Origin of the sequence: Acinetobacter minutum, assembly GCF_035916735.1 — a bacterium.
Taxonomy (GTDB): Bacteria; Pseudomonadota; Gammaproteobacteria; order Pseudomonadales; family Moraxellaceae; genus Acinetobacter.
The window spans coordinates 125,176-151,935 of the sequence record NZ_JAQIHG010000004.1; the positions used below are offsets into that span (position 1 = coordinate 125,176).

The following is a 26,760-nucleotide window of genomic DNA, read 5'->3' on the forward strand; positions in this document are numbered from 1 at the left end:
TAATTCTGAATCAAAAAAGGAGCTTTAAAAGCTCCTTTTTTATTAGGGGATGAAAATTATTTAAAAATTTCCAGCAACTCACGTTGGGCATTATGCGGCGCTTCACCTTCCGCTGGCTGTGCACGCAGCCAGGTACCATCACCCTGTAACAACCAGGCCTGCTGATTGTCTTGCAGGTAATTGAGTAAGCCCTGCTGATAAATACGTTTCTTCAGTGCTGGATCTTCAATCGGGAAGCAAGCTTCTACACGGTTAAACAGGTTACGGTCCATCCAGTCAGCACTTGAACAGTAAATATGCGCGTTGCCATTATTACTGAAGTAATAAACACGGGTATGCTCCAGAAAACGACCAACAATCGAACGTACTCGGATATTTTCAGATAATCCTGGCAAACCTGGACGTAAGCAGCAAATTGAACGAATAATCAAATCAATCTGCACGCCAGCTTGCGATGCCTCATACAGTTTATTGATCAGCTGCATTTCAGTCAGTGCATTCACCTTGACAATAATCTGTGCTGGCTTGCCCGCTTTGGCATTGGCAATTTCTTCATCGATATAAGTCAGCAACTGCGCGTGTAAGGTAAATGGTGCATGTAGCAGTTTTTTCAGTTTGGCCATTTTACCCATACCGGTCAGCTCCTGGAAAATGCGGTGCACATCTTCACAGAGTTCCTTGTCGGTAGTCATTAGGCCATAATCCGTATAAATACGCGCATTGGTGGCATGATAGTTACCCGTGCCTAAATGCACATAACGCACCAGTTTGTTATTTTCACGGCGTACCACCAGAATCATCTTGGCATGGGTCTTATAACCGACGATCCCATACACCACCACAGCACCCGCTTCTTGCAATACATTGGCAACCGCAATATTGGATTCTTCATCAAAACGTGCACGCAGTTCAATGACAGCCGTCACTTCCTTGCCATTACGCGCAGCTTCAGCCAGTAATTGAACAATTTCCGAATCCGCCCCACTCCGGTACAACGTCTGTTTAATCGCCAACACCTGAGGATCACGTGCTGCTTCACGTAGCAAGTTAATGACGGGTGCAAAAGATTCAAACGGATGGTGCAACAAAATATCCTGCTTTTGCATGGCATTAAAAATACTTTCTGACTTGCGCAAGGCTTTAGGCAGTACAGGCGTATGCGAATCATAACGTAAATGTGGACGCTTAAAATTCGATAGCAAACGTGCCAAGTTTACTGGTCCATCGACCTTGTAAAGCTGACTTTCATCTAAATCAAATTCATTCAGCAAATATTGATAAATCGGCTTTGGACAATTTTCTGTCACTTCCAGACGTACAGCACGACCAAAACGACGTGAACTTAACTCACCTTTCAGGGCCTTGGCTAAGTCTTCAACATCTTCATTCAAGGCCAAGTCCGCATTACGGGTTACACGGAACTGATAACAACCAGTTGCGGTCATGCCTGGGAACAGGTCGGACACATGCTCATGAATAATGGCGGATAGCATGACATGGTGTTCTTTACCACCAGTCAATTCATCCGGCAAGCGCACCACTCGTGGTAAAGAGCGTGGGGCCGGTACAACAGCCAGGTCAATCTGACGGCCAAAGGCGTCCTTCCCTTCCAAGGTCACGATAAAGTTCAGGCTTTTATTGACCAGACGGGGGAACGGATGTGCCGGGTCCAAACTGATCGGCGTCAGCACGGGAGCGACCTGCTCCTGAAAGTACTTTTTAATCCAGGTGGATTGTGCCGGCGTCAGTTCACCACGCTTGAGAAAACAGATGTCTTCTTCGCGCAACTTCGGCAAAATTTCTTCATTTAAGATGCGATATTGACGTTCAATTGCAGCATGCGCGGTTTTAGAAATGGAATCCAATACCTGTTTAGGCGTTAAACCATCCGGACTACGGCTTTCATTACCTAAATCCAGCTGTTCCATCACCCCGGCAACACGAATCTCAAAAAACTCATCCAGGTTACGAGAAAAAATGAGCAGGAAATTCATCCGTTCCAAGAGTGGATGTAAAGGATCAACCGCTTGTTCGAGTACGCGTAAATGAAAATCTAGAATTGAAAGTTCACGATTGATGTAGCGATCATTATAAATATATTCAGCAGGGGTGGCGGAAACCGCATTATTCATGCTCTAACCTATGATTATAAAGTGTAAAGTCTTCATCTAAGTATGCTTTAAATTTATGTAAATTTCATAAAAAAAGCCCAAAAATATGGGCTTTTTCAAAATTATTTACACTTAAGGAATATTGCTGTAACGCATATATTTACGGATCATGCGCTTGCGATATTCTAAGGAACGATCATTACGATGATGCTGATAATATTTCGGATTCGGTAGAATTGAGGCCAGAAAAACCGCCTGCTCACGGCTCAAACTGCGTGCACTCTTGCCAAAATAATATTGGGTAGCCGCTTCTACGCCGTAGATATTTTCACCAAATTCGACCGAGTTTAGATAGACTTCTAATATCCGCTGCTTAGACCACATGCGTTCCATCATCCAGGTGGCGGCTGCCTCCTGACCTTTGCGGATAAAAGAACGCTGATTATATAAAAACAGGTTTTTCGCCAACTGCTGGGAAATGGTTGAACCTCCAGCAACGACCTGCCCCTGCTCGTTATTGCGTTGCAAGGCTGACTGGATACCGGCCCAGTCAAAGCCATGATGCTGCAAAAATTTACCATCCTCTGCTGCAACTACGGCATGTTTGACGTTATCACTAATCTCATCATAATCGCGCCATTGATGCTTGATTGGCTCACTCGGATCTGACCAGTAATCCAGACGCATGAACATGGTGGCTTCGACATCATGGGTACGCCACCACACCAGACTGGCAAAAATCCACAACTGGACCAAGAGCACGAAACCGACAAGAATTAACAAAGTCCGAACAATAAAAGCTTTCATGTCAGTAGGTTGCTCCTGAATTGATAATTTTTCGTGTTAAGCTTTTTCTCAAGATGATCATGACCGAGACTCCCCCTATGGCAGAGTTTGCTCCCCCATCTTTTCAGCAGCAGTCTGTTCAGCTGCGGCGCTGGTGGATCACCGCCCTGTTGATTACAGTCAACGTAGGGCTTTTCCTCTGGCAAGTGCTGCACGGTATGAACATCAGCCAACCGGCGATTGCCGATGCCATCTACTGGGGTGCTGATTATGCACCTTTAACCTTTTTAGCGGAACCACAACGCCTGTTCAGCAGCATGTTTTTTCATTTTGGCCTGATTCATCTCATGCTGAATATGTGGGCGTTATACATCTTCGGTAGTGTTGCTGAACAGTTGTTTGGCCACCGCTTCTTTATCGGATTGTACCTGCTGGCTGGACTGATGGGCAGCCTGTATAGCGGCTATACCAGTATTCAATCCAGTCTGCTGTTACTGCAAAACTTCGATCCGGCTGATCTGCCACGCGTCAGTGCAGGCGCTTCGGGTGCAGTGATGGGGTTGGGCGGAGCACTTACCGTGCTTTCACTCCTTCCGCCCCTGCCGCGTCAGACTTTGCTCTTGGACAAGAAATCTCTGCTAATCATTATGGGGATTAACTTGGTGATGGGCATGATGATCGCGGGAATTAACAATGCAGCCCATCTGGGTGGCATGATGATGGGCGCAGGACTGGCACTGCTCTGGTATATCAGCCAACGGGTCAAACTCGCGTGGGGTGGATTGCTGGCGTTAATACTCGGTGCGGGACTGTGCTGGTGGCTTTATCAAGACAACCTGCAACAGCTAGAAGTGATTCAACCGATCTGGCAAAGCTTGCTACACGAGATGTTGAGAAAAACATAAAGCAAAGGGTAGCACCAGCTACCCTTATTTTTCTTTACTGTAATTCACGCAAACTCTGTAAAGGAGGAATGTCACAAAGATAACTCAAGCGATAACGTCCAATCAGCGCACATAAGATACTCATCAACAACGGTAAAACCAGCCAGATTTCCCAGTGTGGCTGAATGACCAGATTCATTTTGGAGCTGGCAACAGCACTGATCACCTCAGCAAACAGGCAAGCAACCACCCCAGCAACAGCTCCTAAAAATCCAATTTCTAGAGTCAGCATGCGTTTTAATCGAGCTTTGGAAGCCCCAAATGAACGCATCAGGGCAACTTCACGTTTACGTTCATCCATCAGCAGATTGAGGCAGGCAATCAGCACCAGGAACCCCGCGACACTGACCAGCAAAGCCAAAATGGTCATGATCTGCACCAACACCTGCACCAAGCGTTTGATTTCATCCAGAATCTGGCTGACATCAATAAACACGGTATTGTTATATTGCTGAATCAACTGGAACAGCTTGGCTTTATCCTGTGGAGGAACATAGAAACTGCCGAGATAACTGCCAGCATTTTCATCCATCGTATGCGGAGAGAAAATAAAGAAGAAATTCGGACTAAAACTTTCCCATTCCACCGTACGCAAGTTAATCACTTTAGCCTGTAGATGCCCTTCCGGCAAACTAAAAGTCAACTGATCTCCGAGTTGAATACCGAGTGTTTCTGCAGTTTTTTGCTCAACAGAAACTTGTCCAATCTGACTAAAACTAGACTGACCCTGCACAATCTGGTTATCTGCCGGGAAAGTTTCAGCCTGGGTCAAATTGAGTTCACGGCGCAAAGAATTATTCTGTGCCACCAATTCAGCTGAAAAAGGCTGACCATTTTTGGCAATCAAGCGTCCGCGAATATTCGGATACAGGGGGGTGCGATGCCAGCCATTTTGTTGTAAACGCTGCTGAAAGCCCGGCATATCAAACGGTGGCAAACCGTACACAAACTGGTTGGGCGTTCCTGCAGGCAACTGCTGTTGCCAGCGCTCCAGCAAATCTGTACGCAATACAGCCAACACTGTAATGAGACTCAGCCCCAAAGCCAATGCTGTAATTTGGAATGCGGTTTGATAGGGGATGCGCACATAGGCAGACAAACGGTTTTTGCCGGCTTTTAACCACTTTAAGCCAAGCCAGACCAAACAATACAGCATCACACTTAAAGCCAGAATGCTGCCCATGACCAAGGCCGTCAAACCGACCCGTTCTGTAAGCAAAATGCTAAACAGCCCGAGGCTGAGCAAACCGCTGCTGAGCAACACAAGCAAAGATTGTGCAGATTTCTCCTGCTGACGGATGACCTGGATCGGTGGGGTTTTGAGTAACTGCCAGACACTCGGCAAGATAAAACCAAGCATGACGATGGCACTGGTCAGCATCGCAATCGGTAATGGACCAAGCAGCATCTCCATCCAAGAGAAACTTAATTGCAAATGGGGAATCAGCTGCAACATCAGACTCAACAGCCCATAACCCAGCCCGACACCGATGACACTGCCAAATAGCATTGCGAGCAGCATGACCACCGCTAAAATCGCCAGATAAGCCCACCAGATCTGCCGTTTGCTCGCCCCCATACAACGCATCAACGCGATATGATCCTGATTCTGAACCACATAGCGCTGGCTGGTCAGGGCAATCGCGATGCCACAGAGCAAGATCGTCAGAATATTGGCCAGCTGCAGGAAAATATCCAGATTTTCAATCGGTTTCACCAAGCGACTATTGCCTTCGCTGGCGCTGCGCAAACGCAAACTCCCCTCTGCAGAGGAGGCTGAATTGGTTTTCGCCTGATCTTGATCCGGTCTTAGCTGCTTAAAATACTGCTGGAACTGTTCAAGCTGTACAGGTGATCCTGCCAACAATAAACGGTATTCAATGCGACTGCCGGTTTGAATGGCCCGGGTTCGGGCAATATCCTGTTGGTGAATCATCACCGTAGGTGAAAATCCAGAAAAACCCAATTCCTGATTGGAATCCCGCTGAATTTTTCCAGCTACCTTAAATGCTCCATCAGCAATATGCACCGTATCGCCAATTTTTGCATTGAGTAATTCCATCGCTCGCGGACTCAGCCAAATCTGGTCAGGCCGAATTTTAGGATTCATCACGCCATTCACTTGCAGTTTTCCACGCAAAGGAAAAGCCTGATCCACGGCTTTGACGTTAACCATGACAAACTGGCCACCGGTATAAGCCATCGAACTAAAAACCGTGACCTGTGAACGCCGCAATTGTAATTGTTGTGACTTTTGCTGCCATTTTTCAGATAGTGGCTGATTATCGGACAGCACCAAATCTGCCGCGAACATCTCAGCGGCCTGCAAGGCCACCGCCTGCTGCACCTGCTGATTGCTGAATTTGAGGGCTGTGGTCGCACTGATCGCCAACGTTAAAGCAATCAACAGCAGGTAAATCCCGCTACTGCGAAAACTCTGGAGCAGTAAAGGCTTAAAAATTGCGCTCATGCCGGCTCCTGTACAGCTATAGATTCCAGCAACTGTCCATCAACCAATTGCAAATGGCGCTGGCATTGGGCCGCTAGTTTCAGATCATGAGTGACCAGTACCAAGGTGGTACCCATTTCCCGATTGAGCTGAAATAGTAACTGTTCGATTTCCTGAGCCGTTTGTCCATCCAGGTTACCGGTCGGTTCATCGGCAAAAATGATTTTCGGTTCACTTACCAAAGCCCGGGCGATCGCGACACGCTGCTGCTCTCCGCCTGAAAGCACCTTGGGTGTTTGAGTTGCCTGACGTTCTAATCCCACTTTTTTCAATAACTGCAAGGCCTTCTGTTCCGCTTGAGCATAATCAAAATGCGGCTGTAAACGTAAAGGCAACATCACATTTTCTAGAGCTGTTAAATGCGGTAACAATTGAAATGACTGAAAGACAAAACCAATCGATTGCTGACGGACGGCGGCACGCTGCTCTTCATTCAGGTGATGGATCGGTTGACCACACACATACAGTTCGCCAGAACTGGCCTGATCCAACGTTGCCAGTAGCCCCAACAGAGTCGATTTTCCCGAACCGGAACGTCCGGTAATCGCAACCAGTTCCCCCGGATAAATGTCGAGCTGAATATCTTTTAAAATGGTCAGGGTCTTGTCTTGTAATGTAATGCTTTGGCTCAAATGCTGGGCAGAAATCAGGGCTTGTGGCATGATGGAGTCCGAGATATTGGTTTGAGTCATAAAGTGCCTCTATGCAGAAACATAGCGTAATATTCAAGATTCAGCAGTGGATGTGTGTTGGATGTCTCTGTCTCAGCCCGATGGCCGTTTCCGCCAAAACCATTATGGTTTTAGGTGACAGTATTAGCGCTGCCTACGGGATGAATGCGGAGCAAGGTTGGGTGAGTTTGTTGCAAAAACGATTAAACCAACAGTATCCGAAACAGCATAAAGTGGTCAATGCCAGTGTCAGTGGTGAAACCACCAGTGGTGCTTTGGCACGCTTGCCGAAACTGTTAACAACCTATCGTCCAGACGTGGTGGTGATTGAGCTCGGTGGAAATGATGGTTTGCGCGGACAACCACCGCAGATGATTGCCAAAAATTTAGGTCAACTGATTCAACATAGCCAAAAGACACGGGCCAAAGTTGTATTGTTAGGGATGAAAATCCCCCCGAACTATGGCAGTGCTTACAGTCAGGCTTTTGAGAAAAATTATCGCGTGGTCAGTCAGCAGTACAAAATCCCACTGCTGCCTTTCTTTTTACAGCGTATCGCTGGCAATGCGCAATTGATGCAGCAAGATCAGATTCACCCGAATGTGAAAGCCCAGCCGATTTTACTGGCGAATGCCTATCCATATATTAAGGGCGCGTTATAAACGCGCCCTTAATGACTGATCTTGCCTAAAAATACGGTTAATAATCGAAGAAGACCACTTCACCGGTTTCGAGCGAGTATTCTGCACCCACCACAATCAGCTTACCTTGAGCGATCAAGTTTTCAATCACCGCAGAACCATGGCGCAACTGATTCACCGAAGCGAAAACGTTAGAACGTACCGCGTGTGCACAGAGTTTATTCAAATCATGCTTCAAATCAGTTTGCAAAAGAATTTCTACAGAAGGACGAACGCGGTTCACAATCGACATCAAATTATTCGATGGTGGGCTTTCCGGATTGAGTAGCGTATCTACTGTCGCCTGTACCGCACCACAGTGACTATGACCTAAAACCACCACCACGGCACAGTCATAACGTTCAGCAGCGAATTCAACACTCCCGACTTGGGATGGGGCAACCACGTTACCGGCAACACGGATCACAAACAAATCACCGAGGCCCTGATCAAAGACCATTTCTGCCGGCACGCGTGAATCCGAACAACCTAAAACAATCGCAAATGGATTCTGGTCTTTTGCCATTTCTGCGCGCTCGTGGTGCGTCAGCAACTTCGGATGTGTAGTTTCACCCTTTACAAAGCGTTGATTTCCTGATTTTAAACGTTCTAAAGCTTCTTGAGCTGTTAACATTTTCTATCGTCTTCCCTATTCATGACGAGGATCATTGTAATCCTCACACCCGCACATGTCATTGACCAAAACAATGCGCTTAATGCATTTCTACTGAATTGCGGAGTCAATATTGAGCAGTGCAAGTAGGTTATTTTTCAGAAGAATGTTTGAGCCTATTTCTGTTAAATGGCTAGCGGGCATCCCAGATCTACAGGTTTTCACAGCCCTATTCCCCGTGCATCACGTTAACTCCAACAAAACCATGTGTCTAAACAAGGAGCAACAAACGGGTTCAGCAATATCAAAAATCATCTGATGAAATAGAAATCTCTCTCAAAAAGATCCGCTGGCCCACCTGCAAAAACCATCATCATGCTGCAACATCCGCTGGAGCCCCCTGTCCTGAATCGGTACAATCCTCTCTAGCTTCACTTCCCTCTGCTTAGGTTTGCCTGATTTTTATGTCTACACAACCCATGATTGAACAACTTATCGATGCCCATCTGGCTTTTCTTGAGCAGGAATGGAGCCAAACCACTACAATACAAAACGAATGCAACAGTTTTTACCAGTGGTTGAGCCAGCAGAGTCTGGGACAACTGTGGAGCTTTGAACAAATCAATGCCTTATTGCAGCAGCAAATCCTCAACACGCCGGCCAGTGCCTCTCTGATTGAACAGATTGCTGAACATCTGCATTTTGCCCTCGTGCATCCTGTGAATGACAGTACCCGTATTGAAGATGTGATTCCGGTACTCACTGTCGACCGGATTGCCCAGTATGTGTCCAGTAAAGGGGCACATCGGCAACGTCTGATCAAACGTGTGGTCAATAATCCTGCCTTCTCCGCAATGATCTCGCAACTGATCCAGCATGCCATTCAGGATTACATGGAAAACTCCATGCTGGCCAAACGGGTACCGGGGGTTAGCCAGTTTATGAAGATGGGCAAATCCATGCTAGAAAGCGTGACGGATGCAGATCTGCAAAGCACGATTGCCTTTTACCTTCAGCGGAATATTCTGAAACTCAGCCAATTGAGTGAACATGTGCTGAACCAGCATTTTGATCAGGACAAGCTGTATCATTTTCAGGCCAATCTCTGGCACAAAATCAAAGGCCTGCCCTTGCATGTCTTACGTGATTATATCGAGGTCAAAGATTTACCGCAGACGGTTGGCCTAGCGCATGAAATCTGGGAACATCTACGCCAGACTGATTATATGCGACAGCAACTGCATGATGGGCTATATACCTGGTATGTCCGCAACCAAGAACGTCGTCTGGATGCGCTGTTACGCGATCTGAATATTGATGAAGCCTTGGTACAGCGAGAACTGCAACAGCTCCTGCATCCTGTCCTAGAACAGATGATTTCAAGCCAGTACTTACGAACGCGGGCACGACATTATCTGGAAAAATTTTATTATTCTGATGCAGCCCAGCAGATTTTGAGCAGTCAACCCACGGCTCACTGACAATTCACTTATTTTGACAACCCGTTTTAGCCATAAAAAAAGACCTTAGAAAAGGTCTTTTTTATGGCTATGGGCTTATTTGAAATAAGCACCTTCAGACTGGCTATGGTCGGTTTGATCCACGACACGCATCAATTCAGGCACGTGTTGTTTCAGCGTTGTTTCAACCCCTTGCTTTAAGGTGATATCAATTGAAGAACAGCCCTGACAGCCACCGCCAAATTTAACCACTGCAGTCAAACCATGTTCAGCATCTTCAACCACTTCCACAAGTGCACAGTTACCACCATGCCCTGCAAGACCTGGGTTGATTTCGGCCTGTAACACATAGGTAATACGTTCTTCAACTGACGCATCCGGCCCTACACGTGGTACTTTAGAGTTTGGAGCACGGAAAGTAAGTTGGCCGCCAAAACGGTCTTTGTTATAGTCAATCACGGCATCTTTTAGATACGGAATGGATGGCGTATCGATAAATGCAGGGAAATCTGGATATTCTTGCTTATAATCGGTTGGCACGACTTCTTCTGGTGCACTGTAAGCCATGCAGCATTCAGCACGTGGTGTACCCGGGTTTTCAACAAAGATACGAACGCCGATTCCCGGAGTATTCTGTTTGGCAAGCAAATCACGCAAATACTCTTGTGCAGTTGGAGTAATGAGTACGTTTGGGATTTCTTCTGCAACTGCAGCGTTGGTGTTCTCAGTCGACATAGCAATAATTCCTCAAGCTGAAGTTAGTATTTTAACTGAAGATGCGGAATTTTAAAAAAAAATCAACTAAATTTGTCGGATTTATGCTGAAAGTTCAATCTTTATATGGATTTAATGGCATGATGCAAGGCAAAACATGAAATCTAGATTGGGGTTATATGCTGGATTTGCCTTTTAATCACACCGTCACGATTATTCTGATCACGGTTATTGTGTCTTTATTGGCCTTTAATAATCGCGTGCTGATGAACCGTTTGATCTTCTGGCCACCCGCCATGCAGCGTGGACAATATGACCGTTTCATCACCCATGGTTTTGTACATGCAGACGGCGCTCACCTGCTGTTTAATATGATCACGCTGTTTTTCTTTGGCAGTATCATCGAAAGCTTTTACCGTCAGTATTTTTATGATCTGGGCTTTGTGCTGTTTTATCTGGGCGGGCTGATTTTTGCCATTCTGCCGAGTTATCTGCAACACAAAAACGATGTGCACTGGGCCAGCCTGGGTGCATCAGGCGCGGTTTCAGCCGTCCTGTTTGCCTATATCCTGTTTGAACCGTGGAAACTGATTTTTGTATTCTTTATTCCCGTGCCTGCGATTATTTTTGCGGTGTTATATGTAGCGTATAGCATCTGGTCTGGCAAACGTGGCAACAGCAACATTAACCATAGTGCGCATCTATGGGGAGCTGCGTATGGAGTCATCATGACGATCATCATCGAACCGCGGTTAATCGGCCACTTCCTGAATAAACTCATGCAAATCCCTTTTTAACCTCCCCATCCGTTGAGCCGTCTAGCCTGTTCATGACCAGCGGCTCGACTACATCTATCCGTGTCTCGTTACATCGCTTTATCAGCTCTACATTTCTTGACAGATTTTGGTAGTTCATGCCTGTTCACAATTGCATTTGGGATAGATAATGAGTTGATATAGATATTCAAACTGATTATTGGCGAGATTCTTTGCATGTCCAGTTCTTTAGACGGCCTACAATTCCCCATTGACCCGGAAACCCATAAAACCAGTACCTCGCAAACCGGCAAGGACATTGTGGCCGAGGCATTATCAATCGTCGATCACAAGACCTCACAACAGACCTTACAGGAAAAAAACTGGCGTAAGCACTATCCACGCTATTTTCACGCCTTAGTCAAACACGGCATTCAGAGCAGCCATAATGCCATCACGATTGCCCAACAAGGCTTGCATAAAGCCCATCACAGTTTTGTCTTTTACCGCAAAGGTGAAGTGCATTTGCTGAAAGATCTCATGCAGCTACCGCATGACACATTGCACCAAGTCGAAATTCACGGCAAAAGTACTGCAGCACCGGAATGGTACATTCCCTACCACGGACAAAAATTACAGGGACAGGCGTTACTGGATCAGCTGCAACGCTGGCAAGATGCCGGAGTCATCGAAGCCAGTCATGCGGATGCCTTGCGTCAGGTGAATGCCCATCCTGAATGGCTCGATCTCTCAGACCGGACCTTGGTGCTGTTTGGTGCCGGTTCTGAGGCAGGACCACTGACCTGGCTGTCAAAATGGAAAGCCAATATCGTGGCAGTTGATCTGCCGAATGCCAAAGTTTGGGAACGTATTCTAAAAACCATTGATGCGGGGAATGCAAGGTTAATTGCACCAAGTGCCCAAGCAGTGAAAGAGGATAGCAGCACAGCCGAGTTAAAAAACCAACTGGGTGCCAACCTGCTGACTCAAACACCGGAAATTGCCCACTGGCTAGGCCAGTTCTCACAGCCACTGGATTTAGCCGCAATTGCTTATCTGGACGGTGAAAAACATGTGCGGGTCGCCATGGCAATGGACAGCATCATGCAGGCGGTGAGTGAACAAAAACCCGACACCAGTTTGATGTTTATGTGTACCCCAACCGATGTCTACGCCGTCCCGAAAGAAGTCACCGAGGCTGCCAAAGACAAACTCAAACAACGTTCAGCTATACAAAAACTTCTGACCAAAGGGGTGTCCACATTATCTTTGCAGCGTTTTTTCCAGAAAAACCCACAGCAACTGATTCACTCCGAAAATGGTAAAGACTACGGGATTGCGGACTGTCTGGTGCTTGAACAAGGCCCCAATTACGCACTGGCCAAACGCCTGCAACAATGGCGTGCCATTCTCGCGCGTCATAATGGACAGACTGTCAGCATTAACATTGCCCCATCCACCACCACCCACTCCGTCACCAAGAACCCTTTGCTCAAAGCAGCCTTTAATGGTGCACAGTTATTCGATGTGGAAGCCTTTCATCCAGAAACCACCAACGCCATGATGGCAGCGCTCTGGATTCACGATTTAAGAAATCCTGCTTCAGTGGCACATCCAGAAACTCCTCTGGAGCATCCTCTGGAGTTGATCATGTCTGGCGCCAACCATGGTGGTTTGTGGCGTGTGGCCTATCTGGCACGGACGGCCCTGCCGTTTGCTGCCCTGTATGGGTTCGGTCAGGAATACCTGCCATTAAAAAAAGCACTGCGCAAACTGAAAAAATGAAATTGATCACCATAAAAAAAGCTTTGCCGAGGCAAAGCTTTTTTTATTACAGGTTTTATTGTGAATTAAACGAACTGCAGGAACAACCAGTACAAGCCACCCGATAAACAGATAGTTGCAGGCAAGGTAAAGATCCAGGCTGATAGGATGGTTCTTACCGTTGCGAAGTTCAAACCAGACTTATTCGCCACCATCGTACCAGCTACCGCACTGTTCAAAACATGGGTTGTCGATACTGGCATCCCTAAGCCGTCTGCCGCTGCAATTGTAGTCATCGCAACAAGTTCCGCCGACATCCCTTGACCATAGGTCATGTGGTTTTTACCAATACGCTCACCAACGGTAACCACAATACGCTTCCAGCCCACCATGGTTCCAAGACCCAGCGCTAAAGCAACTGCAACTTTTACCCATGTCGGAATGTATTGCAGGAATGAATCCAGGTTGTCACGATAGTCTTCTACCACCTTGTCTTGTTGTTCATTCAACTTAGGTAAGGCTTTTGCTTTATCCAGACGTTTGAAGGCGGTCGTACTCAAATACATGTCGTTACGGATTTCCGCAACCTGTGCTTCAGGAATATCTTTCAGACTGCGGTAATCACCGACGCGCTCACCCAAATGGTTCGTCAAACTGGCCAAAGCGGGAACCACTTCAGGGTTGACTTGTTTCGTCTGGATGTATTTGGTCAATACGTCACGGGCTTTTTCATCGGCCATCTGGTCATGCTGGGCATAAAGAACAGTCGCCGTTTGTGCAGACAATTTTTCAAAAGACTGCAGATGCTGGTTGTCCAGATTCTTGTTTAATGAATACGCCATTGGTACCAAACCGATCAGAATCAACATGATCAGGCCCATACCTTTTTGACCATCGTTTGAACCATGCGCAAAGCTCACACCAGTACAGGTGAAAATCAGCAAGGCACGAATTAACGGTGGTGGTGGCTTATTGCCTTCAGGTGGCTGGAACAGTTCCAACTGACGTTTGAAAATGGTTTTCACCAGCAAGAAAACAACTGCAGCAAAACCGAAACCGATCAGTGGCGAGAACAACAATGCCTTACCAACCTTCATCACCTGATCCATATCCACACCACTGGCACCGCCGGTAGTGTTCAACAGGTAATTCATCACCCCTACACCCAGAATCGAACCAATCAGGGTATGCGAACTCGATGCTGGAATGCCAAGGAACCAAGTTCCCAAGTTCCACAGAATCGCGGCGATCAGCATGGCAAAAACCATGGCAAAGCCAGCACCACTGCCAACATTCATAATCAGTTCGACAGGCAACAGCGCGATAATTCCATAGGCAACCGCACCACTGGCGATCATGACCCCAAGAAAGTTACAGAAACCGGCCCACATGACTGCAACCGGTGCAGGCAAGGCATTGGTATAAATCACGGTTGCGACTGCATTCGCCGTGTCATGGAAACCATTTACGAACTCAAAACCCAAAGCGATCAGTAATGCCGTCGCTAATAGAATAACGGAATATAAGCTAAGCGCCGGTACATGAGAAAGGTCCGCACTCATCTGAAACGCGATATAAATCAACGTTGAAATGATGATCGCAAGAAACACCGGCATAAAGAATTTCGGTGTTGGGACATGCACATTCGTCGACCGTGTGGCTGATTGACCGGCTGAGTCTTGACGTGGAGAAGTATTCTGATTCATGCAGATAGCATTTAAAGGACAATAAAATGCCCTTATTGTTAAATTAAATTATGACAATTATATGACAAAAAGATGTCATATAACGCCATTTTTTAACAATTGCGTTAATTTTGACTGTCATCCCACTGGATTAGACTATTCGTTATTCAAATTTAGAAAGTTCATCGAGTTTTATATGGGATGTGACCGCTACACCAGCGGAAAAACATGCATCTGAATCAGCTCTATAACACGCTCAACCATGAAAAAGATGAGCGGAATATACGAATTCAATATTGCAGTTTGATGAAAAAACCGACGTGAATGCTTTGATTTGCAAGGGTCTAGCCCTGCCACCTCTTGCAAGGCATAAAAATCAAGATGAAACCTGCTATAATGCCGACCATTTTACATCCATCTGCACTGGGGTTCCTTATGTCCACGCTTGCCACCCTAAAAGAGCTTCTCGCCAAACGTATCCTGATTATTGATGGTGCCATGGGAACCATGATCCAACGCCATCAACTGGAAGAAGCTGACTACCGGGGTGAGCGTTTTGCCGACTGGGCGCATGACCTGAAAGGCAACAACGACCTGTTGGTTCTGACCCAACCGCAAATTATTCAAGGCATTCATGAAGCCTATCTGGATGCCGGTGCAGACATCATTGAAACCAACAGCTTTAACGGCACCCGTGTTTCCATGTCTGATTACCACATGGAAGACCTGGTACCAGAAATCAACCGTGAAGCCGCGCGTATTGCCAAAGCAGCCTGTGAAAAATACTCGACGCCGGACAAACCGCGTTTTGTCGCAGGTGTTTTGGGACCAACTTCACGGACCTGTTCGATTTCACCGAATGTCAACGATCCAGCCTTCCGCAACATCACCTTTGATGAACTGAAAGAAAACTATATCGAAGCAGCGCATGCACTGATCGAAGGTGGCGCGGATATCCTGCTGATCGAAACCGTGTTTGACACCTTGAACTGTAAAGCCGCAATCTTTGCGGTAAAAGAAGTGTTCAAGCAAATCGGTTATGAACTGCCATTGATGATTTCCGGAACCATTACCGATGCTTCAGGCCGTACCTTAACCGGTCAAACCGCGGAAGCCTTCTGGAACTCGGTACGTCATGGTGATCTTTTGTCGATCGGCTTTAACTGTGCACTCGGTGCAGATGCCATGCGCCCGCACGTCAAAACTGTTGCCGATGTCGCTGATGTGTTTATTTCTGCGCACCCGAATGCCGGTTTGCCAAATGCTTTTGGTGGTTATGATGAAACACCGGAACAAACCGCGGCCTTCCTGAAAGAATTTGCCGAAAGCGGTCTGATCAACATCACTGGTGGTTGTTGTGGTACCACACCGGATCACATCCGTGCGATCTACAATGCGGTTAAGGACATTGCACCGCGCCAGATTCCAGACATTAAACCAGCTTGTCGTCTCAGTGGTTTAGAACCGTTTAACATTTTTGACGACTCGCTGTTTGTGAACGTTGGTGAACGAACCAATGTCACCGGTTCAAAAAAATTCCTGCGTCTGATCCGTGAAGAAAATTTTGCCGAAGCCCTCGATGTTGCACGTCAACAGGTAGAAAGCGGTGCACAGATCATCGACATCAACATGGATGAAGGCATGCTCGATTCGCAACATGCGATGGTGCATTTCCTGAATCTGGTCGCGTCTGAGCCAGACATTTCTCGTGTGCCGATCATGATTGACTCCTCAAAATGGGAAATCATTGAAGCAGGCCTGAAATGCGTCCAAGGTAAACCGGTCGTCAACTCGATTTCCCTGAAAGAAGGCTATGATGAGTTTGTCGAAAAAGCGCGCCTGTGCCGCCAGTATGGTGCAGCAATTATCGTGATGGCCTTTGATGAAAAAGGTCAGGCCGATACCGCTGAACGCAAACGTGAAATCTGTAAACGTTCTTATGACGTATTGGTCAACGAAGTCGGTTTTCCATCGGAAGACATCATCTTTGACCCAAACGTATTTGCCGTCGCGACCGGTATTGAAGAACACAACAACTATGCCGTGGACTTCATCGAAGCGACCGGCTGGATCAAGCAAAACCTGCCGAATGCGATGATTTCCGGGGGTGTCTCCAACGTCTCGTTCTCGTTCCGTGGTAATGAGCCGGTACGTGAAGCCATTCACTCGGTGTTCCTGTACCATGCCATCAAACAAGGCATGACCATGGGGATTGTCAACGCCGGACAGATGGCGATTTATGATGACATTCCACAAGAACTGAAAGAAGCTGTTGAAGATGTCATTCTGAACCGCAATCAGGGTGAAAGCGGTCAGGATGCGACAGAAAAACTGCTGGAAGTGGCAGAACAATACCGTGGTCAGGCCGGTGCACAAAAAGCCGTTGAAAACCTAGAATGGCGTAACCAGCCCGTCGAAAAACGTCTGGAATATGCGTTAGTGAAAGGGATTACCACGTTCATTGATGAAGATACCGAAGAGGCACGTCTCAAAGCCAAACGCCCACTGGATGTGATCGAAGGTCCATTGATGGATGGTATGAACGTGGTCGGCGACCTGTTTGGTGCCGGTAAGATGTTCCTGCCACAGGTGGTGAAATCTGCCCGTGTGATGAAACAGGCTGTGGCTTGGCTCAACCCGTACATCGAAGCGGAAAAAACTGCCGGTGAGACCAAAGGTAAAGTGCTGATGGCCACGGTTAAAGGTGATGTACACGACATTGGGAAAAACATTGTTGGCGTGGTCCTCGGCTGTAATGGCTACGACATTGTTGACCTAGGCGTGATGGTCCCTGCCGAGAAGATTCTGCAAACTGCGATTGACGAGAAGGTTGATATTATCGGTCTGTCCGGTTTGATTACCCCATCGCTCGATGAAATGGTCTTTGTTGCCAAAGAAATGCAGCGTAAAGGCTTCAAGATTCCACTATTGATTGGTGGTGCGACCACGTCTAAAGCGCATACCGCTGTCAAAATTGATCCACAATATCAAAATGATGCCGTGATTTATGTGGCTGATGCCTCACGTGCCGTGGGTGTCGCAACCAGCTTGTTGTCGAAAGACATGAAAGCCGATTTCGTGGCTCAACATCGTGCCGAATATGCCAAGGTCCGTGAACGGATTGCCAACAAGCAGCCAAAAGCAGCCAAACTGTCTTATGCTGAATCGATTGAAAATGGTCTGAAAATTGACTGGACCCAAGGTGAACTGGCGCAACCAAAATTGATTGGGACGCAGGTGATCACCCAGTATCCGCTTGAGACACTGGTGAAATATTTTGACTGGACGCCATTCTTTATTTCCTGGAGTCTGGCGGGTAAATTCCCGCAAATCCTGCAGGATGAGATTGTCGGTGAAGCGGCGACAGATTTGTACAATCAGGCACAAGCGATGCTAAAAGACATCATCGAAAATAAACGTTTCGATGCACGTGCCGTCTTTGGCATCTACCCGGCCAAACGTACCGCTGCGGATACCGTAACCGTCTATGATGAAGCGGGACAAGCCACCCATCATTTTGAACATTTGCGTCAGCAATCCGATAAAGTTACCGGTAAGCCGAACTTGTCTTTAGCGGACTTTATTGCCCCTGAAACGGCTGATCAGCAGGATTATCTCGGTGGCTTTACCGTGTCGATCTTTGGTGCAGAAGAAATGGCCCATGAGTTCAAAGCCAAAGGTGATGACTATTCTGCCATTCTGGTGCAATCACTCGGGGACCGTTTTGCTGAAGCCTTTGCTGAACATCTGCATGAACGCATCCGTAAAGAGTTCTGGGGGTATCAACCGGATGAACAACTGTCCAATGAAGAGTTGATCAAGGAAAAATACGTCGGTATCCGCCCTGCCCCGGGCTATCCGGCTTGCCCAGAGCATTCGGAAAAAGCAGTATTGTTTGACTGGTTAGGTTCAACTGACAAGATTGGCACTCAGCTCACTTCAAGTTTCGCGATGTGGCCACCTTCAAGTGTCAGCGGTTTCTATTATGCCCACCCAGAATCCCAGTACTTCAATGTCGGTAAAATCTCACAAGACCAGCTTGAAGATTATGCCAAACGTAAAGGCTGGACTCTGGATGAAGCCAAACGCTGGCTGGCACCAAATCTCGATGATTCAATTGATGCTTAAAGCAGCATAAAAAAATCCCCTCAACTGAGGGGATTTTTTTATGTCAGCTAACGATTCAAGGCTTATTCATCACGAGTTTTGACATCAAACAATTCAATTTCAAAAATCAGATTGGAATTGGCCGGAATGATATTGCCCATCTTGCGCTCACCATAAGCCAAATGGGACGGTACGATCAATTTACGTTTACCACCGACCTTCATCCCCATGATGCCCTGGTCCCAGCCTTTGATCACGCGGCCAGTACCAATCACACATTCAAAATAATTACCGCGGTCAATGGAAGAGTCAAACTTGGTGCCATCTTCCAGCCAGCCGGTATAATGCGTGGTAATCAGCGCACCTTTGACCGCTTCTTTACCTTCACCTACTTTTAAATCAATAATCTGTAATTCATTCGACATGACATGATCCTGTTTCTATCAATCGGCAAATCGTGTGGCCGGTATGGGGTTCAATTTTGAGAGATTATAGCCTGTCGCGATAAATATCCGCTTACAATTGACTGGCTAAGGCTAAATTAGTATTCCAACTCTCTCACATCGGGATCATTCAGTAAAAATTCGATCAATTTTTTATGGTTGCTGGCCCGTCCCTGTAAAAACCAATGACCGGTAATGGTCGTTTCGGTTTTATGCTGTACGCCCCGCTCGATCCGCATGTGGAACTGCTTAAACACCGCCTCATAATGATGCAGGGTTTCCTGCTGATAGGCACAGACAATTTTATAGTCACGTTGCATATTCAGCTCGGCGATCCAGTCCTGAATGTAAATCATCAGAATCAGTACAATGAGCACCACCACCGCAGTGAGAACACTCAATAAGACATAACCCGCACCGGTCGCAATGCCTAAAGCGGCAACCATCCAGATGGTCGTGGCCGTGGTAATACCCGAGATATGATTTTCTTCTTTGAAGATCACGCCCGCACCGATAAAACCAAGGCCAGTCAGAATATTGGCAGCCAAACGGTCCGGATTATTGACGCCGATCTTGATCGACATAATGGTAAACAGACAGGAAGCCAGACTGACCATAATCATGGTACGCAAGCCGGCAGACTTGTTGCGGTATTCGCGTTCTGCGCCAATCACCGCACCGATCAGCAAGGCAATCAATAAATGATAAAGGTCGGCATTCATTGATTTCTCTCCTTGACTGATGATGCTGTATTCTTTTATATGCCTGCTAAACTATTGTTGCAAGTCAATTTTTTCAGGCTATTACTACATGACGGAAGTCTTTTTTATTTCAGTTGGGTCCACTCAACCGTGACTTGTCCTTGATCGCTGAGGAGCGTCCATTCCCCATCCAGAATATTCAGCTGTAATTGCATGGTTCGTTCACAGAGGTCGGTTAAAGCCTGAGTAGTCTTCTCACTCAATGCCCAGACACTCAAATTATTCAGCGTTTTCAGCTTGCTGCTTTTTTTCAACCAGTCATCCACTTGACTGCCATAAGCGACCACTGCCACTTGCTGGCAACGACTACTGGCTTTTTTCACTTTATCTTCGGCAGGGCAACCGACTTCAATCCATTTTTCCAACTGGCCAGTCAGGTCTTTTTGCCATAAGGCCGGTTCATCGGTTTCAAACAAATCTTTGGTAAATTCCAGACGTTCATCGGCAAAACGAGCATAAGCCAGGATTCTCACCATCAAACGTTCGATGGTCTCCGAAGGGTGTAATGCCAGGGTTAGTTGATAATCCGCATAAATATGCTGATCCATATCGGCAATATTCAGATCCGCTTTATAAATGGTTGCTTTGAGCGCCATGACAGATGTTTACCTCAGCATTGAAAATGGCGCTCAGCATAACAAAAGCCCGATCAGAACGCAGCAGCTATTCCGCGTGTTTACTACCGCAAAAGCTTGTCAGTTCAAATCACTTGGCATTTAACTGCAAGGCGAGCAGTTGCTGCTCGAAGCTCTGCCAGTCACGCTCATCCGGCACGATCACCTCGATACGGTTATCAATTCCTTCATCGCCAGACTTGTAATTAAACTGGGCCGGATTGAAATTGAAATACATCCAGCCCTGGTTGGTATTGAAGATCGCCTTGATGCGCAGCCAGTCTTTCTGATGACAGAGCAAATCGAGTAAGGGGAAAAAATCAAATTGCCAGCTTTTCGGCAGTTTCCAGCCCGCCACACTATAGCCTTGTGCAGTCTCCACGTAGTGATAAGGCAGTTGCTTGATTTCGACCTTTTGCTCTGTCGTATTTGAACTCGCTCGTTGCAATTTTAACAGAGGTTGCACCTTGCGCTGCGTTCCGACATACGGCAGATCGATCTCAGCCAAATCCAGCTGGCCATGCGCACTGCTCAGCCAGCGCTGAGCATAAGCCTGATATTCCTGTTTTAATTCATCCAGTGCCTGATCATCGGCAAACGTCATTTGATCCTGATGGGAAACCACCACAATTTGCGCGGCTTTCAGCTGATCTGCATACAGGTTGTGTTTGACCCAATCATGATCATGTAGGCGTGATCCATCCACCACCGTCACCAAAGCCCGCATGGCCAAGGTTTGCTGCCAGTGAGGTTCGGTCAGCTGTTCCAGCAATTGTGCAGGATGCCCTAGTCCGGTCGGCTCGATAAACAGGCGGGTGGGTTTACTTTCAGCCAGCAAGCGTGACAAAGCAATTTGCATCGGTAGCTGACTGCTACAACACAAACAACCGCCCAGTAATTCTTTCACGGCATAGCCTTGATCCTGTGGCAAAAGCTGCTGATCCACCCCGATCTGGCCAAATTCATTCATTAAAATGGCCCAGGTTTCACCCTCTGGTTTTTGGCTGAGCAGATGCTGCAGTACAGTCGTCTTCCCTGCCCCTAAAAAACCCGAAATAATATGTGTTGGAATGGCGTTGTTTGCACTGACAAGTTTCAAGAAAATACCCACATGTTGAGTTTATTTTTGTTCACCGGTGTTCTACGGTTTCGGCCTGATGTTGTAAAAAACACAGCGTTTTGCCCTATTCTTCCCGAGCTGAACATTGCACCGATCACCTTTCCTTACCGTAGCGTTGATCATACGTGAAAATCCAGAGGACACAGCTGAAAAATTCTAAAATCATCTGTTCAGAAGTTTCATCTTTCTTCCTCCCATCTCACAGCATCCCTATGATAGAAATGAACAATCATAGAATCTCTCCAAATGATGACATAAATAAAAATTAATCATTAATATTCAAATAATTAAATCCATAAAACTATCCTGAAGTGTTTTTTCCCTTGCTTGTTATCCACTATGGCATAGCTTGTCTAAGACCCTCTCTTCAACCTTAATAGGCGGGTGAAAGATGAATAAAGGGATCTTTGCTGTGAGTTCAAATCAAGTTAATTACACAACTGAAGTCGCCATTCTGGGTGCAGGTCCAGTCGGTTTAACCATTGCCAACTACCTGAGTAAACAGGGTGTAGAAGTTACCGTCATTGAACAATTGGATGACCTGATTGACTATCCTCGTGCGATCGGGATTGATGACGAAGCCTTGCGTACCATTCAGTCGCTCGGTTTGATTGAGCAGGTTTTGCCCCATACGACACCAAACCATGCGATGCGTTTCCTGACCCCGAAAGGTCGCTGTTTTGCGGATATCCAGCCGATGACCCGTGAATTTGGCTGGTCACGTCGTAATGCCTTTATTCAGCCGCAGGTTGACCGTGTTTTGTTGAATGGCCTGGCACAGTATCCAAAAACACAGGTCCTGTTTTCACGTCATGTCAGTGAATTCCAGCAAGACCACGAAGGTGTCACCTTAAAGCTCCAGAATAAAGACCAGCAGCAAGAAGCGGTACGGGCCAAATATCTGATCGCCTGTGATGGTGGTAACTCATATATTCGTCGTACTTTAAATATTGGCTTTGAAGGTAAAACAGCACCGAACCAGTGGATCGTGATTGATGTCGCCAATGACCCGTTAGCGACCCCACACATTTACCTGTGCTGTGACCCGGTACGTCCTTATGTGTCTGCCGCATTGCCTCATGCTATCCGCCGTTTCGAATTTATGGTCATGCCTGGCGAGACTCAGGAAGAACTCAGCAAACCGGAAAATATCAGCAAGTTACTCTCCAAGGTCTTGCCAAATACCCATAATATTGAAGTGATCCGTCAGCGTGTCTATACCCACAATGCACGTATTGCAGACAAGTTCCGTGTCGACCGCATTTTGCTGGCCGGTGATGCAGCACACATCATGCCGGTATGGCAAGGTCAAGGCTATAACAGCGGTATGCGTGATGCTTTCAACTTGGCCTGGAAAGTCGCCCTAGTCGTCAAAGGTGTTGCAACGCCAGATCTATTAGACTCCTATCAGGTGGAGCGTAAAGATCATGCTAAAGCAATGATTGATCTTTCCGTGATGGCCGGTCATGTCTTGGCTCCACCGAAGAAATGGCAAGGTTTTGTGCGTGACGGCGTTTCCTATGTCTTAAATTACATTCAGCCGATTAAACGCTATCTACTCGAAATGCGTTTCAAACCGATGCCTAAATACCATGAAGGTGCCTTGGTCGCAGATACAGCCAACAAAAACTCACCGGTCGGCAAGATGTTTATCCAGCCTCAAGTCAAGCTGGAATCGGGTGAAACCGTACTGCTCGATGAAGTCATCGGCAATGATTTTGCAGTAATCGCCTGGGGCGTCAATCCGAAATGGGGCATCAGCCCAAGCACCATGCAAAAATGGCAGAAACTGGGTGTAAAATTTATTCAGGTTCTACCGGCAGTACAGTTAGACAATACGCAACGTGAGAAAATTGAGGGTGTCATCACCATTGGCGATATCGGGACCGAAATCCGCAGCTGGTTTGGTCAAACCAACCAGTCGATTGTAATTCTCCGTCCAGACCGCTTTGTCGCGGCACTGGCCATTCCTCAGACGCTGGATCACACCAGCCAGCAACTGTTTGCCAAGTTGCATCTTAAATAAGTCCCGGTTGACGACGTTAAACCACTCTACGGAGTGGTTTTTTATTGGCCGTCAAAAATAAACCCCACATGTGTGGGGTTCTAGTCAGTGCGTTCTCATCAGGAGGCAAAAAAGTCAACATGAAACTGTTCTTTCAAGATTTTCAGAATCAGCTCAATCGCTTTATGTTTTTTTCCAGCACGATAACTGGCGTACAGACCAATCATTGGTAACGGTTCAATGGTATTTTTCACCACGATTTTATCACCGAGCAAAGGAATCACGTAGGCAGGCACCAGACTCCATCCAACCCCCATCCCCACCAGATTGACATTTAATAAAATGTTGGTGGAATGCTGTACCACATTCACCTTGATTTTTTCCTGTTGAAGAAATGCCTGAATGACTTTGTACAATTGTGGCGATGACTTCTCATCACTGATAATAAAATCCTGCTGATTAAAACTCTTGATACTGACATGACGCTGAGCAGCGAATGGCGAATCCTTCGGCATAATCAGGGTTAAAGGTTCACGGAAAATCAGCACGTGCTCCAGTTCATCGCAATCATCCACATAGCGGGTGAAGGCAATATCAATTTCACCCCGTTTCAGTGCCTGTAACTGCTCAGCATCAGTCAAGCTATGGAAATCAATCTTCAACTCCGGAAAATGCGCACGGATATTTGGCATGATGTAGGGGAAAATCTTCATCTCAGCAACCGGTACAAAGCCGATATGTAATTGCTCTTTCTGCTGACTTTCCACCTGACGTGCGGCCTGAACGGCTTTTTCTGCATGTTCCAGACTCAGCAGCGCTTCTTTTAAAAAGGCTTCGCCTGCTTCAGTCAATTCAACCTTACGGTTGGAACGCAGTAGCAGCTGCACACCTACTTCATGCTCCAGATCCTTGATTTGCTGACTCAAAGAAGGCTGCACCGTATACATTTTCTGTGCCGCCCGGGTAAAGTTCAGTGTTTCGGCCACCGCAACAAAATAGCGTAAATGTCGTAATTCCATCTTCTCCCACTCCCTTTTAGGCTTTTTTTGCTAAACGGCTGGCTACCGTCGCTTTGTATAACAGCACGGTAAGAAGTACCAGCACTGCACATAAGCCGTAGGTACTTTCAAAACCAAAACGTGCGATCACCAGTCCCAACACGACCGATCCCACTGCCATCCCGAGATCAAACAAGGTGAAAAAGGTGGAAATGGCATGTCCCATCCGTTCTTTCGGCACCGCCTGAATCGCCAGGGTTTGAAAACATGGAAATAATGAACCATATCCAATCCCGATAAACACCGCAGATAACCATAGAATCCATTGATTACTCATCATGCTCACGGTAAATAGACCCAAGGCAAAAAACAGGAATGACGGATAAATCACGGCACTCGGCCCTTTGCGGTCATAAATTTTGCCAATCCAGGGACGAACCACAATCATCGAGATCGCAAAAACAATAAAGAACAGACTGGTATAGGCCAACAAATGCTTGCTTTCACTATAGGCTGTAATAAAGCTCATAATGCTGGAATAAGCAAAAGAAGTCACCAAGGCCACAAAACCGATCGGTACGGCACGCGTTTCAATAATATGGTGCCAACTAAATTTAGGGCGGACTTCATCTTGCGACAAAATTACAGATTGGACATGTTCTTTGACTGGAATCATCAGACAAAAAATAAAACTTAACGCGATAATTCCGGTCAGCACAGCAAATAAGGTCGTAAAATTACTGTATTGCACCACAGTCAAGGCAATTAACGGCCCGAATACTACTGCCAGATTGGTGGACATCACATAATAGCCCATGCCCTCACCTTTACGCTGTTCTGGAATAAACTCGTTGGCAATCGGCACGGTGACCGTCGTTAACACACTGAACCAGATACCATGTACAAAGCGGATGACCAGTAGCGCCAACATGCTATCAACGAATAGATAGCCCAAGGCCAACAACATAAACATTGCGGATGAGGCCAAGAAGGCTTTTTTCTTACCGACTTTTTCAATGATCAACCCTGAAAAAGGACGAATGGCAATGGAAGAAACCAAAAACAGGGTCAGTGCCAATCCGGCCTGACTCACCGAGCCCCCCAATGCTTTCATAATGTAAATCGGCAAGATGGTTAACAAGGCATAGTAATAAATAAACAGGAACAGGTTTGTCGCCACACATAATAAAAATGAGCGGTTCCACAACTTTTCAGCAGTCGCAGTGGACATGGGAGATCTCAACTTGCACAAATGGGAGAAGACTTAAGGCAATAAAACCGGTTGCAGCACGAGATCAACCAAAGCCTCAATATAGGCGTGATCCGGCATGCGGTTAAAAAAGATAATCTGGTAATGGATGGGCCCGTATAAGGTATCCAGCATCAGTTCAAATGGATAATCGGCCCGGATTTCACCACGCTGAATGGCCAGCTCAATCAGTTTGCGTGTCTGTTCACGGCGTGGCAGTAAATACTGCTTAAAGAACTCGCCTGCTGCTTCACGATTCTCAGCCATCACAACCAATAACGCACGGCCCACCTGATGATTCAATGCGGCAGAGAGCTTGAGCAACTGTTGATTTAGGTTATATTTCAGGCTAGCAGTAAAATCCAGTTCAAAGACCGAAGCGGTTTGTTGTTTAAAAGCATCCAACACCAGATCAGATTTGTGTTTCCACCAGCGGTAAATGGTGGATTTCCCCACCCCGGCCCGTGCTGCCACATCCTCAATCGTAAGACGTGCATAGTCATGTTGCTGTAAAGCCGCCAATACAGCATCTAAAATGAGCTGCTTGCGGCGTGAGCATTTTTCAGTTTCTGTCATGGGTGAATAAATTTCGAAACGATACGTTTCGTTTTATTGTAGAGCAAGTTTTTACAGAACACTAGCTTTTAAAGGATCAGTGTTAAATTTCAGGCATAAAAAAAGACCTTCTCATGAAGTAATGCCAGTCAGTTAAGAAATTGACTGGCATTTTCTTGGGTATTTCTGTGGTTTTAGCTTCACAACCCTGGGACA

The 26,760-nt window shown here is 46.7% G+C and carries 21 protein-coding genes; 7 read left to right on the plus strand and 14 right to left on the minus strand.

Annotated elements, in window-relative coordinates:
• Window positions 1-56: 56 nt before the first annotated feature.
• Both ppk1 and mtgA read right to left on the minus strand, forming a co-directional pair.
• Window positions 57-2,132 carry a polyphosphate kinase 1 gene (ppk1, locus tag PAE54_RS03375; protein ID WP_326518427.1) on the minus strand — a complete coding sequence of 692 codons (2,076 nt, stop codon included), beginning with the start codon at window positions 2,130-2,132 and terminating at the stop codon, window positions 57-59.
• A 111-nt stretch (window positions 2,133-2,243) separates the two neighbouring features.
• A complete protein-coding gene (gene mtgA / locus PAE54_RS03380) occupies window positions 2,244-2,918 on the minus strand; it encodes a monofunctional biosynthetic peptidoglycan transglycosylase (RefSeq protein WP_326518428.1) in 675 nt (224 codons plus the stop codon).
• A 77-nt stretch (window positions 2,919-2,995) separates the two neighbouring features.
• Here mtgA and PAE54_RS03385 point away from each other — a divergent pair, with 77 nt between their 5' ends.
• Window positions 2,996-3,802: a rhomboid family intramembrane serine protease gene (locus tag PAE54_RS03385; RefSeq protein WP_326518450.1), complete on the plus strand. Its 807-nt coding sequence runs from the start codon at window positions 2,996-2,998 to the stop codon at window positions 3,800-3,802.
• Between the two features lie 34 nt (window positions 3,803-3,836).
• Here PAE54_RS03385 and PAE54_RS03390 read toward each other — a convergent pair whose 3' ends face one another.
• Both PAE54_RS03390 and PAE54_RS03395 read right to left on the minus strand, forming a co-directional pair.
• Window positions 3,837-6,311 (minus strand): ABC transporter permease, encoded by a 2,475-nt coding sequence (locus tag PAE54_RS03390; protein WP_326518429.1) that lies wholly within the window; start codon window positions 6,309-6,311, stop codon window positions 3,837-3,839.
• The gene (locus PAE54_RS03395; RefSeq protein WP_326518430.1) at window positions 6,308-7,042 is read right to left on the minus strand and encodes an ABC transporter ATP-binding protein; all 735 of its coding nucleotides are present in this window, start codon (window positions 7,040-7,042) and stop codon (window positions 6,308-6,310) included. Before PAE54_RS03395 ends, PAE54_RS03390 begins: the two co-directional genes overlap by 4 nt.
• Window positions 7,043-7,092: 50 nt before the next feature.
• Here PAE54_RS03395 and PAE54_RS03400 point away from each other — a divergent pair, with 50 nt between their 5' ends.
• Window positions 7,093-7,683, plus strand: coding sequence for an arylesterase (locus tag PAE54_RS03400; RefSeq protein WP_326518451.1), 591 nt, complete (start codon window positions 7,093-7,095; stop codon window positions 7,681-7,683).
• A gap of 37 nt (window positions 7,684-7,720) precedes the next feature.
• Here the strand turns inward: PAE54_RS03400 and PAE54_RS03405 are convergent, their stop codons facing one another.
• On the minus strand, window positions 7,721-8,335 hold the full coding sequence (locus tag PAE54_RS03405; RefSeq protein WP_273777239.1) for a carbonic anhydrase: 615 nt from the start codon (window positions 8,333-8,335) through the stop codon (window positions 7,721-7,723).
• A gap of 443 nt (window positions 8,336-8,778) precedes the next feature.
• Here PAE54_RS03405 and PAE54_RS03410 point away from each other — a divergent pair, with 443 nt between their 5' ends.
• Window positions 8,779-9,795: a hypothetical protein gene (locus PAE54_RS03410; RefSeq protein WP_326518431.1), complete on the plus strand. Its 1,017-nt coding sequence runs from the start codon at window positions 8,779-8,781 to the stop codon at window positions 9,793-9,795.
• Window positions 9,796-9,870: 75 nt separating this feature from the next.
• On the opposite strand, the gene nfuA is transcribed toward PAE54_RS03410, so the two are convergent.
• Complete coding sequence (nfuA, locus tag PAE54_RS03415; protein ID WP_273777241.1) at window positions 9,871-10,509, minus strand: Fe-S biogenesis protein NfuA; 639 nt, start codon at window positions 10,507-10,509, stop codon at window positions 9,871-9,873.
• Between the two features lie 158 nt (window positions 10,510-10,667).
• Between nfuA and PAE54_RS03420 the strand changes: the two genes are divergently transcribed.
• The gene (locus PAE54_RS03420; protein ID WP_326518432.1) at window positions 10,668-11,285 is read left to right on the plus strand and encodes a rhomboid family intramembrane serine protease; all 618 of its coding nucleotides are present in this window, start codon (window positions 10,668-10,670) and stop codon (window positions 11,283-11,285) included.
• Window positions 11,286-11,480: 195 nt separating this feature from the next.
• Window positions 11,481-13,028, plus strand: coding sequence for a hypothetical protein (locus PAE54_RS03425; protein ID WP_326518433.1), 1,548 nt, complete (start codon window positions 11,481-11,483; stop codon window positions 13,026-13,028).
• A gap of 65 nt (window positions 13,029-13,093) precedes the next feature.
• On the opposite strand, the gene PAE54_RS03430 is transcribed toward PAE54_RS03425, so the two are convergent.
• The gene (locus PAE54_RS03430; protein WP_326518434.1) at window positions 13,094-14,713 is read right to left on the minus strand and encodes an inorganic phosphate transporter; all 1,620 of its coding nucleotides are present in this window, start codon (window positions 14,711-14,713) and stop codon (window positions 13,094-13,096) included.
• Window positions 14,714-15,127: 414 nt separating this feature from the next.
• On the opposite strand from PAE54_RS03430, the gene metH reads away from it, so the two are divergent.
• Window positions 15,128-18,820, plus strand: coding sequence for a methionine synthase (gene metH / locus PAE54_RS03435; protein WP_326518435.1), 3,693 nt, complete (start codon window positions 15,128-15,130; stop codon window positions 18,818-18,820).
• A gap of 62 nt (window positions 18,821-18,882) precedes the next feature.
• On the opposite strand, the gene PAE54_RS03440 is transcribed toward metH, so the two are convergent.
• The 4 genes from PAE54_RS03440 to PAE54_RS03455 all read right to left on the minus strand — a co-directional run bounded on the left by PAE54_RS03440 (window position 18,883) and on the right by PAE54_RS03455 (window position 21,716).
• Window positions 18,883-19,224, minus strand: a complete 342-nt coding sequence (locus tag PAE54_RS03440; protein ID WP_273777246.1) for an FKBP-type peptidyl-prolyl cis-trans isomerase — start codon at window positions 19,222-19,224, stop codon at window positions 18,883-18,885.
• A gap of 116 nt (window positions 19,225-19,340) precedes the next feature.
• On the minus strand, window positions 19,341-19,964 hold the full coding sequence (locus PAE54_RS03445; protein WP_326518436.1) for an MgtC/SapB family protein: 624 nt from the start codon (window positions 19,962-19,964) through the stop codon (window positions 19,341-19,343).
• Window positions 19,965-20,068: 104 nt separating this feature from the next.
• Window positions 20,069-20,599, minus strand: coding sequence for a YaeQ family protein (locus PAE54_RS03450; RefSeq protein ID WP_326518437.1), 531 nt, complete (start codon window positions 20,597-20,599; stop codon window positions 20,069-20,071).
• A gap of 109 nt (window positions 20,600-20,708) precedes the next feature.
• Entirely contained in the window at window positions 20,709-21,716 is a 1,008-nt protein-coding gene (locus PAE54_RS03455) for a CobW family GTP-binding protein (protein WP_326518438.1), read from the minus strand.
• A gap of 412 nt (window positions 21,717-22,128) precedes the next feature.
• Here PAE54_RS03455 and PAE54_RS03460 point away from each other — a divergent pair, with 412 nt between their 5' ends.
• On the plus strand, window positions 22,129-23,763 hold the full coding sequence (locus PAE54_RS03460) for a bifunctional 3-(3-hydroxy-phenyl)propionate/3-hydroxycinnamic acid hydroxylase (protein WP_326518439.1): 1,635 nt from the start codon (window positions 22,129-22,131) through the stop codon (window positions 23,761-23,763).
• A gap of 98 nt (window positions 23,764-23,861) precedes the next feature.
• On the opposite strand, the gene hcaR is transcribed toward PAE54_RS03460, so the two are convergent.
• The 3 genes from hcaR to PAE54_RS03475 are packed head-to-tail and all read right to left on the minus strand — an operon-like array spanning window position 23,862 to window position 26,565.
• Complete coding sequence (gene hcaR / locus PAE54_RS03465) at window positions 23,862-24,761, minus strand: DNA-binding transcriptional regulator HcaR (RefSeq protein WP_326518440.1); 900 nt, start codon at window positions 24,759-24,761, stop codon at window positions 23,862-23,864.
• Window positions 24,762-24,777: 16 nt separating this feature from the next.
• The gene (locus PAE54_RS03470; RefSeq protein WP_326518441.1) at window positions 24,778-25,971 is read right to left on the minus strand and encodes an MFS transporter; all 1,194 of its coding nucleotides are present in this window, start codon (window positions 25,969-25,971) and stop codon (window positions 24,778-24,780) included.
• A 33-nt stretch (window positions 25,972-26,004) separates the two neighbouring features.
• A complete protein-coding gene (locus tag PAE54_RS03475; protein ID WP_326518442.1) occupies window positions 26,005-26,565 on the minus strand; it encodes a TetR/AcrR family transcriptional regulator in 561 nt (186 codons plus the stop codon).
• Window positions 26,566-26,760 lie beyond the last annotated feature (195 nt).

Coding starts and splice junctions, on each gene's coding strand:
- ppk1 (WP_326518427.1), bottom strand. CDS start 2,132: ATGAATAATGCGGTTTCCGCCACCCCTGCTGAATATATTTATAATGAT.
- mtgA (WP_326518428.1), bottom strand. CDS start 2,918: ATGAAAGCTTTTATTGTTCGGACTTTGTTAATTCTTGTCGGTTTCGTG.
- PAE54_RS03385 (WP_326518450.1), top strand. CDS start 2,996: ATGGCAGAGTTTGCTCCCCCATCTTTTCAGCAGCAGTCTGTTCAGCTG.
- PAE54_RS03390 (WP_326518429.1), bottom strand. CDS start 6,311: ATGAGCGCAATTTTTAAGCCTTTACTGCTCCAGAGTTTTCGCAGTAGC.
- PAE54_RS03395 (WP_326518430.1), bottom strand. CDS start 7,042: ATGACTCAAACCAATATCTCGGACTCCATCATGCCACAAGCCCTGATT.
- PAE54_RS03400 (WP_326518451.1), top strand. CDS start 7,093: ATGTGTGTTGGATGTCTCTGTCTCAGCCCGATGGCCGTTTCCGCCAAA.
- PAE54_RS03405 (WP_273777239.1), bottom strand. CDS start 8,335: ATGTTAACAGCTCAAGAAGCTTTAGAACGTTTAAAATCAGGAAATCAA.
- PAE54_RS03410 (WP_326518431.1), top strand. CDS start 8,779: ATGTCTACACAACCCATGATTGAACAACTTATCGATGCCCATCTGGCT.
- nfuA (WP_273777241.1), bottom strand. CDS start 10,509: ATGTCGACTGAGAACACCAACGCTGCAGTTGCAGAAGAAATCCCAAAC.
- PAE54_RS03420 (WP_326518432.1), top strand. CDS start 10,668: ATGCTGGATTTGCCTTTTAATCACACCGTCACGATTATTCTGATCACG.
- PAE54_RS03425 (WP_326518433.1), top strand. CDS start 11,481: ATGTCCAGTTCTTTAGACGGCCTACAATTCCCCATTGACCCGGAAACC.
- PAE54_RS03430 (WP_326518434.1), bottom strand. CDS start 14,713: ATGAATCAGAATACTTCTCCACGTCAAGACTCAGCCGGTCAATCAGCC.
- metH (WP_326518435.1), top strand. CDS start 15,128: ATGTCCACGCTTGCCACCCTAAAAGAGCTTCTCGCCAAACGTATCCTG.
- PAE54_RS03440 (WP_273777246.1), bottom strand. CDS start 19,224: ATGTCGAATGAATTACAGATTATTGATTTAAAAGTAGGTGAAGGTAAA.
- PAE54_RS03445 (WP_326518436.1), bottom strand. CDS start 19,964: ATGAATGCCGACCTTTATCATTTATTGATTGCCTTGCTGATCGGTGCG.
- PAE54_RS03450 (WP_326518437.1), bottom strand. CDS start 20,599: ATGGCGCTCAAAGCAACCATTTATAAAGCGGATCTGAATATTGCCGAT.
- PAE54_RS03460 (WP_326518439.1), top strand. CDS start 22,129: ATGAATAAAGGGATCTTTGCTGTGAGTTCAAATCAAGTTAATTACACA.
- hcaR (WP_326518440.1), bottom strand. CDS start 24,761: ATGGAATTACGACATTTACGCTATTTTGTTGCGGTGGCCGAAACACTG.
- PAE54_RS03470 (WP_326518441.1), bottom strand. CDS start 25,971: ATGTCCACTGCGACTGCTGAAAAGTTGTGGAACCGCTCATTTTTATTA.
- PAE54_RS03475 (WP_326518442.1), bottom strand. CDS start 26,565: ATGACAGAAACTGAAAAATGCTCACGCCGCAAGCAGCTCATTTTAGAT.